The sequence below is a fragment of the Litorimonas sp. RW-G-Af-16 genome (assembly GCF_048319245.1).
In the GTDB taxonomy this organism is placed as follows: Bacteria; Pseudomonadota; Alphaproteobacteria; order Caulobacterales; family Maricaulaceae; genus Litorimonas.
In genome coordinates this window covers 1,115,075-1,127,796 of sequence record NZ_CP166993.1, presented here as the reverse complement: position 1 = coordinate 1,127,796, position 12,722 = coordinate 1,115,075, and the positions used below count along the sequence as shown (strand labels likewise).

The window sequence follows — 12,722 nt, the reverse complement described above, 5'->3', positions numbered from 1 at the left end:
GGCTATCTCTCCACCAAATCGGCTGTGTCGATGCTCGAGCCGCGCATACGAAATTTCTCGCGGTAGCGGGCGGGTAGGCCTGTGTCTGGTTCCACGTCAATGAAGTAAACGCCGACGACCAAGTTGGCGCCCTCGTCCTCTTCGCCCTTGGCTTGCATTTGCTCCATTACGCCTTCGTCTTCGGTCAAAAGTGCGTCTTTGAAGTCTCGCGACCACGTCATATCTTCGGTCAGCCAGACGGAATACCCCTCGCGCAGCTCGTTTGCTGTCAAGGATTGTGGGCCCTTGCCCTTATGTTTTAGCGTACTCATGCGTGTTTGACCTTTGAGAATATTTGGCGCGCGGCATCTCGCGGGGCATAGCCGATCAAGAGTATCGCGGGGCCTTTTATGCCTGCGGCTTCCAAATCATCGGGTAGAGCGCCGAGCGTTGTGGCAACAATTTTCTGGTTTGGGCGAGAGGCGTTTTCAACCACTGTCACAGGTCGACTATGTTCCGCGCCGTGGATCAATAACCTCCCTTGTATAAAGCGAGACGCACCGACCCCCATATAAACAGCGGCGCGTGCGTGGGCGGCGGCGAGGCTTTTCCAATCTTGTTCCGCAAATCCCTTCGCGTCATGCCCTGTGAGCAGGGAGATCGCTTTGTTTTTCCCTCGCGTTGTTAGCGAGGCGCCGATTTCTGCGGCAGCGGAGGCCGCTGACGTAATGCCTGGAATGATAGACGTTGGAATAGCCGCCGCTTCAAGTGCGTCGAGTTCTTCATCAGCGCGACCAAAGATAAGTGGGTCACCTGATTTTAGCCGCACGACAAAAAAGCCTTTACGGGCTTTATCAATCAGAACTTGATTGATCTCGTCTTGCGGCGTGGATTTACCGCCTGGTTCTTTGCCGACATAAATATATTCGGCCTCGCGCCGGGCCAAGTCCAGCACATCTTGGCTGACCAAACGATCATAAACGACAACATCCGCACTATGCAGGGCTTGTCGCGCAGCAAAAGTCAACAAGTCAGGATTGCCCGGCCCTGCCCCGACGAGGACAACAGAGCCGCCTTTATCTGCGTCAGGTCTCGTGAGTGCTTCGTCGACACGATCTTCGATACCAGCTTCATCTAGTTTCAAATGGGCCGTCAGGTCTTTTCCGTCAAAAACCCGCGCCCAGAACCGCTGACGATCGGATAATTCTGGCATCAGCTCTTTAACTTTAGCTCGGAGTTCCTGCGTTTTCAGAGCTAAGCGCCCAAGGGTAGACGGCAAGCGCGTTTCTAGATCAGATTTGATTGCGCGAGACAATCCTGGGCTCGTGCCTTCCGACCCAATAGAAATAACCATAGGTGCACGATCAACGAGTGCAGGTGTGATAAAACTACACGCGTCTTTTTGATCGGCCGCGTTAACGGGTAGGTTCATAGAAGCGGCCTTTGCAGCGATCTCAGCATTAAGGGAGCCGTCCTCTGTTGCGGCATAAACTAATGTCACGCCCTCGAGGTCTTGTTCATGAAAGTCCCGCGCGAGATGAGAGATTTTCCCGTCTTCGATCCAACGTGCCACCTCTGGCCCCACATTTGGAGAAATCAACAGCAATTCGGCCTCTGTTTTTAAGAGAGTCCTCAGCTTTGCTTCCGCTGCCTCGCCGCCGCCAACGATAAGGATTCGGGCGTTGTGAGTGTCGATGTGAATGGGGAGATAGCGCATATAATGTCCAAAAACCCGCTGTGGGATTGTTCGCTTGCTTGTTATGAGCGTTCTATATATAGAACAAAATTGAGAAATCTAGTGGAAGCAGTCATATTTTTTTGGTCTGCGTTTTCAGGGAACGATATACATGGCGCGGCAAAAACGACAACCTTGCGCACAAGCTGAAGCTCTTTCAGAGAAGCTGGGGCAGACAATTCATCGCTTGCGCATGGCCGATCAAATGTCGCTAGGCGATTTATCCGAAGCCTCTGGCGTAGCTAAGTCCATGATTTCACAGATTGAGAAAAACGAAACCAATCCAACCCTCGCCACCTTGTCTCGTCTCTCCCAAGCGCTCGGTACATCGGTTGAAGCGATTGTGGCGCAAGACAATGATGGCCCTGCACTCGTTGAAAAAGCGGACGTGAAAGATATTCCTTTGCTTTATAGCGAGGACGGGATGTGTGAACTGCGGATTATTGGCTCGATTGATACGGTACAATTTGTGCAGTGGTATGATTTTAAAGCTCAACCAAAGGGAAAGCTTATTAGCTCCCCTCACCCTGCTGGCTCTGTTGAAAACCTCAGCATTTTGTCGGGACACCTCCGCGTCACTGTCGGCGATGAGAGTTGGGAGGCGGTGCAGGGGCAGACTTTACGTTATAAGGCTGACCGTCCGCATAAGATCGAAAATATCGGAAACAGCCCTGCCCACGCGACTATGGTCAATATTTTGGCCCATGCCGTGCGAAACCTAGGCTAGAAACACTTGCACTTCAGGCGTGTTGCGCTACACCCCCGCCCATGAATTATCACAGTCATTCCAATCCAAAGATCAAAGCCCGTTTCGGGGACGCCTTGCTCGCAAGTCTTGCGAGCGATGGCGGATTGTGGATGCCAGACAGCTTGCCCCATTTTTCACCCGCGCAGACGGCCAAAATGGGAGCTATGAGCTTTGCTGACTGTGCCGCAGTGCTCGCGCGCGAATTTGTTGATGAGCGCTACCTTACGGAAGATCTGCGCGCTATCTGCCGTGATGCTTATAATTTTGATGTCCCGATGGTGACACTGGGCGGTGAGTTGCTGGATGCGGCTACGCCAGAAGATCATGACGAGTTTATCTTAGAGCTATTCCACGGCCCTACTCTCGCCTTTAAAGACTTCGCGGCCCGATTTATGGGCCGTGCAGCGAGCCATTTGATGAAGTCTTCAGGCGAAACCAGAACGATTTTGGTCGCCACATCTGGCGACACGGGCGGCGCGATTGGCGATGCATTTTTGGACCAAGACGGAATTAAAGTCTTTATTTTGTTTCCAAAAGGCGGCGTTAGTCAGGTGCAGGAGCAGCAGCTCTGCACTATGGGCAACGCGAAATCCAACGTGAAGGCTATCTCGATCGATGGGACGTTTGACGATTGCCAGCAAATGGTCAAGGACGCCTTTGGGGATAAAGATCTGACGACAAAGCATAATCTCATGTCGGCCAATTCGATCAATGTGGGGCGTGTCATCCCGCAAAGCTTCTACTACTTCTGGACAAGCCTACAGGCCAAAGCCGCCTACCCATCCCGACCCATCGTTTATTCCATTCCCTCTGGCAATCTCGGAAACCTCACAGGTGGCCTGATCGCAAAGCAAATGGGCGCGCCGATTGACCGCTTTGTCATTGGGAATAACGTCAACGACCCCTTCGTCGATTATCTAGGCTCAGGAGAATACAAGCCGCGGCCATCTGTGCCAACGCTGTCTAACGCCATGGATATTGGTCGACCGAATAACTTTCCGCGGATCCTTGCTCTGCATAATGGCGATTATGACGCTGTTAAATCTGTCTGTTGGGGCGCATCTTTTACAGATGCAGAAACAGAGCGCCACATCCGCCGTGTCCATACAGAGACGGGCTATATCATGTGTCCTCACACAGCCGTCGGTCACCTCGCAATGGAGGCGTTTACAGCTGACATTGATGAGCCGATCACAAAGATCACTGTCGGTATGACTTCACCCCGCAAAATTCGCTGACAGCGTCGAGACAATCTTGCACCAGAACATCCCGTTACCTGCCCCGCTCGCCAAAGCGATGCGTAAGACTAAGCGCATGCATGTCATGAAGCCCAACCTAGAGGCTCTGGCGGACTATTTGGCAGTCCACGCCTAATGCAGCTCAGTCGCGCAGAATTTGACGCGCGTTACGCCGCAGGAACTCTGCGGATTGCTTTTGTCGGCATGTCGAACATCGGCAAGAGCTACACAGTCATGCGGCTCGCCACAAAATACGACTTCAACCTGATTGAGGTTGATAAATTGATCTGGGAAAATTTGGGCCATGACAGCATGGACGCCTTCGCGGAATGGCAGGGGCATCCCTATACGGACGGCTATAGCGAGCGAGAGGCCCATTCGATTAGTCTTGAGACGGCTGCAACCCGCAAAGCTCTCTCTACCGATCAACGCAATCCGATGGTCGATACCACGGGCAGTGTGATTTATACCGATGAAGATGTTTTAGAGATGTTACGGCGGGATTATTATGTTGTCTATATCGAAGCTATGGCAGACCACATCGAGCGCTTAAAAGTGCAATATTTCAAGCAACCCAAGCCCCTGGTCTGGGCGGGACATTACGAAAAGCTTGAAGGTAAAACCGAAACTGAAAGCATATTAGAGTGTTACCCTAAGCTCCTGAAATCACGGGCGGATATGTATGCTAAACTGGCGGACATAACACTACCGTCAACGATGATTCTCAATCCGAAAGTCAAGATTGACGCGATTTATGAAGCTCTAAAGCCAGCCGTTTAGCAAACGCTCTCGTGCCAAATCAGCGAGCAAGTCCAGATGATCTTCGCGCGTGTTGAGGCAGGGTATGGCTGTGAAGTGCGTCCCGCCATGCTCTTCGAATGTTTCGTGTGCTTCAATTTTTATTTCTTCAAGGGTTTCTAGGCAGTCCGCCGAGAAACCTGGCATCATCACGGCCACTTTCTTCACGCCCTCATCTGGTAATTTTTCTAATGTTTTATCTGTGTAGGGTTGCAGCCAAGCCTTTGGACCAAATCGAGATTGGAATGTGGCATACAATTCGCTTTTCGTTTTTCCCATATGCTGCCGCAGGAGTTCTGTCGTTTCAAAACATTCTCCCTGATAGGGGTCACCTTTATCGACATAACTTTGCGGTAAGCCATGGTAAGACGTCATGATACAGTCGGGCGTCCAATCGAGTGTCGCGAGGTGATCATCTATGCTGCTGGCAAGGGCAGCAATATAGCGGGGATCATCGTAATAATGCCGCAGAAATCGCAATTCTGGCACGTCCATTCGCTCTTCCAGCGCCATGGCCACTCCGTCATAAACGGACGCTGTAGTAGCGCCAGCATATTGCGGATAGAGCGGTAACACAGCGATGCGGGTGCAGCCCTTGGCTTTCAGCGCGTCTAATCCGTGGCCAATGGACGGGTTTCCATAGCGCATGGCAATTTCGACTTCGACATTCTCGCCAAGACGCGCTTGAACACCTTCCGCCTGCCCCCGCGTGATCCGCACGAGAGGCGCCTCCATCTTGTCATGCGGGCCTTCTAATCCCTCAGGCTCTGCCCAAATCGAGGCATAGGCTTTCGCAGACTTTGCAGGGCGCACGCGCAGGATGATTCCGTGCAAGATCGGGCACCATAACCACCGTGTTGTGTCAATCACGCGGTAGTCATGGAGGAATTGACCCAAGTATTTCCGCGTCGCTTTGGCTGTTGGTGCATCAGGTGAGCCTAGATTGACCAGAAGTAAGCCGGGTTTATCGCCCATAATATGTGTCCTTTTCGTCGCAGTCTGCGGAAATAAGGGCTAAGGCTGCCCAGTTTGCTTGACGCTTTACGTGCTGTGCTTACGATTGCAAACAACGAAAGAGATTGTGAGTCTGCTAAGAAAAGACCTGATCTCCTTTTTCAATGAACATATTGGAGGACATATGAAAAAAACTTTCCTAATCGCCGCCAGCCTTAGCGTATTGGCTTTTGCTGGTTGCCAGTCTGAAACCACGGTTGAGCCGCCTGTCGCAGGGACCGACATTTCCCAAGCCCCGACTTTGCAAGAAGCCAAGGAGTTCTTGGAAAATGCAGAGGCAGAAATTACAGAATATAGTGGTCGCGCGTCCAAAATCTATTGGGCAAAGGCAACCAACATCACACCAGAAACCAACGCAGCCGAAGCTGTCGTCAGTGCTGAAGGCGCAAAGATGGCGACGCGCCTTTCAAATGCCGCTAAGCGTTTCAATGACGTAAAGTTACCTGATGACATGCGCCGCAAAATGGACAGCCTAAAGCGCGGTAGTAACTTCCCGGCCCCTGAAAAACCGGGGGCGGCCGACGAATTGGCCGAAATCATGACGCGTCTTGATTCTGACCTACGGCACAGGCAAATTCGAATATAATGGCAAAATGATCACACTCGGCGAAGCGTCTGACGTCATTGCAGAATCGCGTGACCCCACAGAACTCGCAAAGATTTGGGCGGGATGGCGCACAGTATCGCCGCCTATGCGAGACGATTATGCGCGCATGGTCGAGATCATTAATGAAGGCGCTCAAGAACTAGGTTATGAGGACGCAGGCGCTCTTTGGCGCGCGGGATACGACATGGACGGTAAAGCCTTTGCCAAAGAAGCTGACCGTCTTTGGGGGCAGGTCAAACCGCTCTACAATCAACTGCATTGCTACGTATGGGCTGAGTTGAACGACAAATACGGCGATAGCGTTGTGCCATTGGACGAGCCAATCCGCGCTGACATTCTCGGTAATATGTGGGGTCAGAGCTGGGGTAATGTCTTTGATGAAGTCGCACCCGCGAACACAGCACCCGGCGTAGACACAACGAAACTTCTCAAAGACGCAGGCTATGACGCCTTGAAAATGGTCAAAGTCGGCGAGCAGTTTTTCTCCTCACTCGGCTTTGAGCCTCTGCCAGATACATTCTGGGAGCGGTCAATGATTGTGAAGCCTGAAGGACGCGAAGTCGTCTGTCATGCCTCTGCTTGGAACCTAGATGATCAAGAAGATGTTCGCATTAAGATGTGTATAAAGGTCAACGGCGAAGACTTCTCAACCGTTCATCACGAGCTAGGTCATAATTATTACCAACGTGCTTACAAAGACCAACCCGTGTTTTACAAAACTGGTGCGAATGATGGTTTCCATGAAGCCATTGGTGATATGATTGCCCTGTCCATTACCCCAGAATATCTGGTGCAGATTGGTTTGTTAGACGCTGCAGATGTTCCAGGTGAAGATGCCGATCTGACCTTGTTGATGCGTCAAGCCATGGACAAGGTGGCGTTTCTGCCGTTCGGCCTGATGGTCGATCAGTGGCGGTGGAAAGTCTTCGACGGCACTTACTCTCCCTCGGAATACAATGATGGATGGTGGGAGCTTCGTGAGAAGTATCAAGGTTTGAAGCCGCCTATTGATCGCCCTGCAGATGCATTTGATCCAGGTGCGAAATACCACATACCAGGCAACACGCCATATATGCGATATTTCCTCGCCCATATCCTACAGTTCCAGTTCCACAAAGCTGCCTGCGATATGGCGGGCTTTGAGGGGCCGCTGCATCGGTGTTCTATTTATAACAATAAAGAAGTCGGCACACGGTTTAACGCTATGATGGAGATGGGCGCATCTAAGCCTTGGCCAGACGCGCTTGAAGCCTTCACTGGCACCCGCGATATGGACGGCTCCGCAATCTTGGAATATTTCGCTCCGCTGATGACATATCTCGAAGAGGAAAACAAAGACCGCACTTGCGGTTGGTAACCTCTAATTTCCACGGCGGTAGCGTTATAGTTAACGCCGTGGAAAGTATTTCTTCCTAGTAAATGCCTATGGAAGCCAACACCCCTGATTCTACACCTATCAAAGCGCCCAGCAAGGCGATAGCCCGCTGGAAAAGCTCGCGCTTAAAAGTGTTGATAGTGACGGACAATCCGCCCGCTACCCAGAGAGTTTTAATGGACTTACGAAGGATCGGGCTCGACGTGCAACTCGCCGCGTTTGACGGTAAGAAACTAAACTCTATTCCGCGCGAAGCCCCGGGTGCAGTGCTGTGTTTTTTCACTGATTATATCGAAAAGACCAAAGGCGTTTGCGATGTCTTGCGGCAGCATTTTGCCCCAAAAACGCCGCCGATCATTGGCGCATTATCTCGTCCTTCCGGCATACCAACCGATCATTTCGGCAGTATAATCTACGCCCCGATGCATAGCTCACAGGTTGCTAATCGCGTCGACTCTATGATCCGTCTTGGCGAGATGGAAGTTGAGATCACGCGCCGTATTGAGACTTTACGCGAAAATTTTGGCCAAGACGTTGATCTCTCAAGTGAAGATTTGGACCGACCTTTCCGCATACTATTCATCGGTAAGGCCACCCCCGGTTTCATGGTCATCATCAATGCGTTGCAAAGCAAAAATGTCGAAGTCGTGGCTGCTTTCACTAGCTTCTCAGCATTTGATTACTTGCATGATCGTCAGTTCGATGCGGTTGTGATGAATGCGCTGGAACAGCCAGAGCCTGCCCTCACGATTTCGGAGACCATGCGCCGCAACGCAAAGCTATATCATGTCCCAACTTTGTTCCTGATCAAGCCCGACGAATTTGAATTTAGCGACGCTGCCTATGAACGTGGCGCACGCGACCTGGTATCTATTGATGCTGACCTCGAGGAAATCAGCGGGCGTATTCTTGAGCTTGCCAATTACCACCGCATCCATGAGCAGCTAAAAATTAGCTTCGGTGCCTTGGGCGGCAAAGACTGTGTTGACCCAGAAACAGGAGTGTTCAATGCGGACTTCCTCGCCGCTCACATGGCGCGGGTTGTCGCAGATTGTCGCCTCAAAGATCAAAACCTTACCATGCTAGCCGTGCGCCCTATCCCCAACGCGACTGTCCCGATTGACGCTGCTTACGCGAATGCAGGCATAGCTAAAGTAGGCGGGATGCTGAAATCTCTCGTGCGGATGCAAGATATTATTGCGCGCGTGGATGAAGACACGTTCCTTCTCGCATTCACAGGCGCCACGCAGGGCATCGTCGAAGGCATTTTGGGCCGTATGACGAGCTTAATTGATTGCGCCGCATTTGAGACGGGCAATAAAACAACGCCATCCTTCACTTTCAAACTCGATGCGGCAGTGGTGGAAGATGATGGCATGACCAATAGCGATTTCTTAATTGGACGAGCCATTTCTAAAATCGATGGGCAGCCCGAACATTTCGAACCACAAAGCGCCACGGCTTAACCCCAGTTAGTCGCTAATCAGAGCTTTCACGGCACGTTCAGCTCCCTGGACACGGTGTAGGTCATTCTGGAAATTCCCGCCAACTAAGACTGTCTGATCAGGTCGCAAGCGCCAGCCATTGTTCTGCGTAATTGCATTCATAATGATCGACGGGTCTTTGACGTCTTCGTGGCGCATGGTCAGTATGATACCACGCGGCCCAGCATCAACTTTACTAACATGAGCCTGATAACATAAACGCTTGATTTTCATGACTTTAAACAATGATTGAAGCTCGTCTGGGAGAGGGCCAAACCGATCGATTAGCTCTGCGGCCAATCCGTCAGCATCTTCATTGCTTTCAGTTTCCGCAATCCGTCGATAGGTCGCCAGACGCAAATTGAGATCTTCAATATAAGTATCGGGGATCAAGACCGCGACCCCCAGATTGACTTGCGGTGACCATATTTGTGTCTCCACGACAATGTCACTACGAAGTTCCGCGACGGCTTCCTCTAGCATGTGTTGATAGAGTTCGACCCCTAGGTCTTTGATATGGCCAGATTGTTCCTCGCCCAATGGATTACCCCCGCCGCGCAGGTCAAGATCATGGCTGGCAAGTGTGAAGCCTGCGCCAAGCGTGTCTAGCGACTGTAAAACTTTCAGGCGCTGTAGGGCTCCAGGTGACGCGACATGTTCGTCTGGCATGGTCATATAGGCGTAGGCTCGGACTTTGGAACGTCCCACCCTACCCCGCATCTGGTAAAGCTGAGCAAGACCGAACTTATCTGAGCGATAGATAATCATTGTATTGGCCGACGGAATATCAATGCCGCTCTCAATGATAGAGGTCGAGATTAACACGTCATACTCGCCGTCATAAAAGGCCGTCATAATATCTTCGAGCGTGCTTGGCGTCATTTGACCGTGGGCAATAACGTATCTCACCTCTGGCACGGCTTGGCGCATGAACTCTTCGATGCGCGGAATGTCAGCAATGCGCGGCACAACGAAATAACTCTGCCCACCGCGATAACGCTCCCGCAGCAACGCTTTGCGTATGGAGATTTCATCGAACGGCATGACGTAAGTGCGCACGGCCAAGCGGTCGACGGGCGGAGTCGCAATCAAGGACAGATCACGGATACCTGACAGAGCCATCTGCAATGTTCGCGGGATTGGAGTCGCGGTCAATGTCAGCATATGAACGTCTGCGCGAAGCTCTTTCAACCGCTCTTTGTGGCGCACACCAAAACGCTGCTCTTCATCGACAATCACAAGGCCGAGATCAGAGAACTTGATAGTTTTGGCCAGTAAGGCATGAGTCCCAATCACTATCTCACATCGTCCCGCCGCCAATTCTTCTTTGGTCAAAGCGGCTTCCTTGGCAGTGACCAATCGGGAGAGTTGGCGCACCTTGACGGGCCACCCCTTGAACCGTTCGGAGAAAGTCTTGAAATGTTGCCGCGATAGAATAGTTGTTGGAGCCACAATCGCGACTTGTCGACCAGACATGGCCACAGCAAATGCCCCCCGAAGCGCGACTTCGGTTTTACCAAATCCAACATCACCGCAAATCAAACGATCCATTGGCTTCCCGCTGCTCAGATCTGCCAGCACATCGTCAATCGCGGAGAGTTGATCATCTGTTTCGGCATAAGGAAAGCGGGCAGAAAATTCGTTATAAGCCCCAGGGTCAAGCTCAATCGCTTCCGTCGTGCGCATGGCCCGTTTCGCCGCGATGATAATAAGCTCCGCCGCCATCTCTCGAAGCTTGTCTTTGGCTTTCGCCTTGCGAGATTGCCATGCTGCCCCGCCCAAACGATCCAAGACAGCCCCTTCACTGGCATGACCGTAACGCGAAAGAAGTTCGATATTCTCGACGGGCAGGAAAAGCTTCGCCTCACCTGCATATTCTAGCTCTAGGCAGTCATGTGGGGCGTCAGACACTTGTAGCGTCCGAAGCCCAATATAGCGCCCTAAACCGTGATCCAAATGGATAATCAAATCACCAGGGGTAAGTGTGCTGGCCTCGGCAATAAAGTTCTTAGCTTTGCGCTTGCGTCCCCGATTGATCAGCCGGTCGCCAAGTATATCTTGCTCTGATAAAACTGATAGATCGCCCAATGTGAAACCGTGTTCCAATGGTAAAATGACTGCTGCCGTCTCGCCGCCTTTAATTGACAGTGCGCGGGACGCATCGAGTTTTGGTGAAATATAATTATGGTCATCCAACACGCTTGCCAGACGGTCACGGGAGCCTTCAGTCCATGCCGCCACTAAGACTCGCTGCTTATCAAGACGCAGCTTATTGAGGTGTTCAACGGCTATCTCGAAAACATTTGTGCCTTCGGTCCGTCTTTCTGGCGAGAAATTACGCGCGAGTTTGCCGTTAAAATCAATCTTGTTGAGATCATCTGGCGGCTCAAATGCCGTGTGGTCTCGCGTGCGCAGCGGCGCGACAATCTCTGCCCAATCTTCAGGACCGATATAGAGAGCGCTTGAGGGCAATGGTCGGTAAAGGCCCGCCGATTTTCGAGGGTCACCTGACCCGCTATCGCGTGCCTCCGCATGTTCTTTGCGCGAGCTATAGAAGTCCTCAATCAAATCCCAACGCTCTGATTTGGACTCGTTCAACAAACCGTCAAAAGCAATGAAAGCTTGCGGACCGACATAGTCGAAGATCGTTTCAGTTTGATCGTAGAACAGCGGAAGATAATGCTCGATACCTTGCGGGCGAATACCATCAACCACGGCTGCGTATATTGGATCACGCGCAACGCCGCCACCAAAGGCCGCAATATAGCCCCGTCGAAAATACGAGATATTATCTTCGGACATAAACACTTCGCTCACTGGCGAGAGGGTGAGGTGCGAACGAGTCTCGGTCGTGCGCTGTGTTTCCACGTCAAATTCACGGATGCTCTCTAGCTCGTCACCGAAGAAGTCGAGGCGGATAGGCGTTTTTTCTGTCGGCGCGAATATATCGACGATACCGCCACGAAAGGCAAAATCCCCCGCCTCCATCACGGTAGACGCACGGCTATATCCGTTTTGCTGGAGGTAATTTTCGAGCTGTTCTCGCTTTACCTGATCGCCAGCCTTTGCCGAAAAGCCAGCTGAGCGGATAACATCACGCGGCGGTGTACGTTGCATCGCGGCGCTGGCAGTCGTGACGATAATGCTGGGCTGGTCAGTTGGGAGAGTGAGAAGTGAAAATAATGCGCCCGCTCTGCGCCCCGCCAAAGTCTGCCCTGGTGAAACCCGGTCATAGGGCAAGCAGTCCCATGCCGGCAGAGAGATTGTCACAACATTTGGTGCAAAGAACCGACACGCCGCCATAAACGCGGCTGCCCGTGTGTCGTCGCGCGCCACGAATAGGCCTCGGCATTTCTGTTGCTGCACAGCCTTGGCAAAAACTAACGCATCCGCGCCCTCTGGCAAACCAGCGGCAATCAGGTCCAGTTCTGGCCCGCAATATCGTGAAAGCTGTATCTGCACAGTCTAGGCTTTGGGATCGAAAGCTCTAAGGCGTTCTAAAATCGTCGTATCATAATTGGCAGGCACAGGTAGTTTCTGTGTGATCCAATCGTAAATATCGTGATCTTTGGCCTCTAATAGATCCTCAAACATCAAAACCTCTGCGTCCGTCAACTCGTGCATATGGGCTTTGGCAAAACCCCCAAGGATCAAGTCAGCTTCCTTAAAGCCGCGATAATTGGACTGATAAATCAGTCGCTTGCGCTTGAGTGTCATATCTTCTGTGGACATAGGCGCTCCCTA

At 51.8% G+C, this 12,722-nt stretch carries 9 protein-coding genes and 1 pseudogene; 5 read left to right on the top strand and 5 right to left on the bottom strand.

Annotated features, from left to right (window positions below; translation table 11 throughout):
• Positions 1-2 precede the first annotated feature (2 nt).
• The gene (locus tag AB8615_RS05625; RefSeq protein ID WP_418152946.1) at positions 3-311 is read right to left on the bottom strand and encodes a DUF2849 domain-containing protein; all 309 of its coding nucleotides are present in this window, start codon (positions 309-311) and stop codon (positions 3-5) included.
• A complete protein-coding gene (gene cysG / locus AB8615_RS05620) occupies positions 308-1,696 on the bottom strand; it encodes a siroheme synthase CysG (RefSeq protein WP_409433936.1) in 1,389 nt (462 codons plus the stop codon). The genes AB8615_RS05625 and cysG overlap by 4 nt, the downstream gene beginning before the upstream one ends.
• A gap of 130 nt (positions 1,697-1,826) precedes the next feature.
• Here cysG and AB8615_RS05615 point away from each other — a divergent pair, with 130 nt between their 5' ends.
• From AB8615_RS05615 to AB8615_RS05605, 3 genes are all read left to right on the top strand, one after another.
• Positions 1,827-2,441: a helix-turn-helix domain-containing protein gene (locus AB8615_RS05615; protein ID WP_409433935.1), complete on the top strand. Its 615-nt coding sequence runs from the start codon at positions 1,827-1,829 to the stop codon at positions 2,439-2,441.
• Positions 2,442-2,482: 41 nt separating this feature from the next.
• Positions 2,483-3,700 (top strand): threonine synthase, encoded by a 1,218-nt coding sequence (gene thrC / locus AB8615_RS05610; protein ID WP_418152944.1) that lies wholly within the window; start codon positions 2,483-2,485, stop codon positions 3,698-3,700.
• Positions 3,701-3,835: 135 nt separating this feature from the next.
• Positions 3,836-4,480: a shikimate kinase gene (locus tag AB8615_RS05605; RefSeq protein ID WP_409433933.1), complete on the top strand. Its 645-nt coding sequence runs from the start codon at positions 3,836-3,838 to the stop codon at positions 4,478-4,480.
• Here AB8615_RS05605 and hemH read toward each other — a convergent pair.
• On the bottom strand, positions 4,463-5,473 hold the full coding sequence (gene hemH / locus AB8615_RS05600; RefSeq protein WP_409433932.1) for a ferrochelatase: 1,011 nt from the start codon (positions 5,471-5,473) through the stop codon (positions 4,463-4,465). The genes AB8615_RS05605 and hemH overlap by 18 nt on opposite strands.
• Before the next feature lie 163 nt (positions 5,474-5,636).
• Between hemH and AB8615_RS05595 the strand changes: the two are divergent.
• Together AB8615_RS05595 and AB8615_RS05590 are read left to right on the top strand one after the other, a co-directional pair.
• Positions 5,637-7,476 (top strand): annotated as a pseudogene (locus AB8615_RS05595) (M2 family metallopeptidase).
• A 194-nt stretch (positions 7,477-7,670) separates the two neighbouring features.
• Positions 7,671-8,960, top strand: coding sequence for a hypothetical protein (locus AB8615_RS05590; protein WP_418152941.1), 1,290 nt, complete (start codon positions 7,671-7,673; stop codon positions 8,958-8,960).
• A 6-nt stretch (positions 8,961-8,966) separates the two neighbouring features.
• Here the strand turns inward: AB8615_RS05590 and mfd are convergent, their stop codons facing one another.
• Positions 8,967-12,440, bottom strand: coding sequence for a transcription-repair coupling factor (gene mfd, locus AB8615_RS05585; protein ID WP_418152939.1), 3,474 nt, complete (start codon positions 12,438-12,440; stop codon positions 8,967-8,969).
• A 3-nt stretch (positions 12,441-12,443) separates the two neighbouring features.
• The gene (locus AB8615_RS05580; RefSeq protein WP_409433928.1) at positions 12,444-12,710 is read right to left on the bottom strand and encodes a succinate dehydrogenase assembly factor 2; all 267 of its coding nucleotides are present in this window, start codon (positions 12,708-12,710) and stop codon (positions 12,444-12,446) included.
• Positions 12,711-12,722 lie beyond the last annotated feature (12 nt).

Coding starts and splice junctions, on each gene's coding strand:
- AB8615_RS05605 (WP_409433933.1), top strand. CDS start 3,836: ATGCAGCTCAGTCGCGCAGAATTTGACGCGCGTTACGCCGCAGGAACT.
- thrC (WP_418152944.1), top strand. CDS start 2,483: ATGAATTATCACAGTCATTCCAATCCAAAGATCAAAGCCCGTTTCGGG.
- cysG (WP_409433936.1), bottom strand. CDS start 1,696: ATGCGCTATCTCCCCATTCACATCGACACTCACAACGCCCGAATCCTT.
- AB8615_RS05615 (WP_409433935.1), top strand. CDS start 1,827: ATGGCGCGGCAAAAACGACAACCTTGCGCACAAGCTGAAGCTCTTTCA.
- AB8615_RS05625 (WP_418152946.1), bottom strand. CDS start 311: ATGAGTACGCTAAAACATAAGGGCAAGGGCCCACAATCCTTGACAGCA.
- AB8615_RS05580 (WP_409433928.1), bottom strand. CDS start 12,710: ATGTCCACAGAAGATATGACACTCAAGCGCAAGCGACTGATTTATCAG.
- hemH (WP_409433932.1), bottom strand. CDS start 5,473: ATGGGCGATAAACCCGGCTTACTTCTGGTCAATCTAGGCTCACCTGAT.
- AB8615_RS05590 (WP_418152941.1), top strand. CDS start 7,671: ATGGACTTACGAAGGATCGGGCTCGACGTGCAACTCGCCGCGTTTGAC.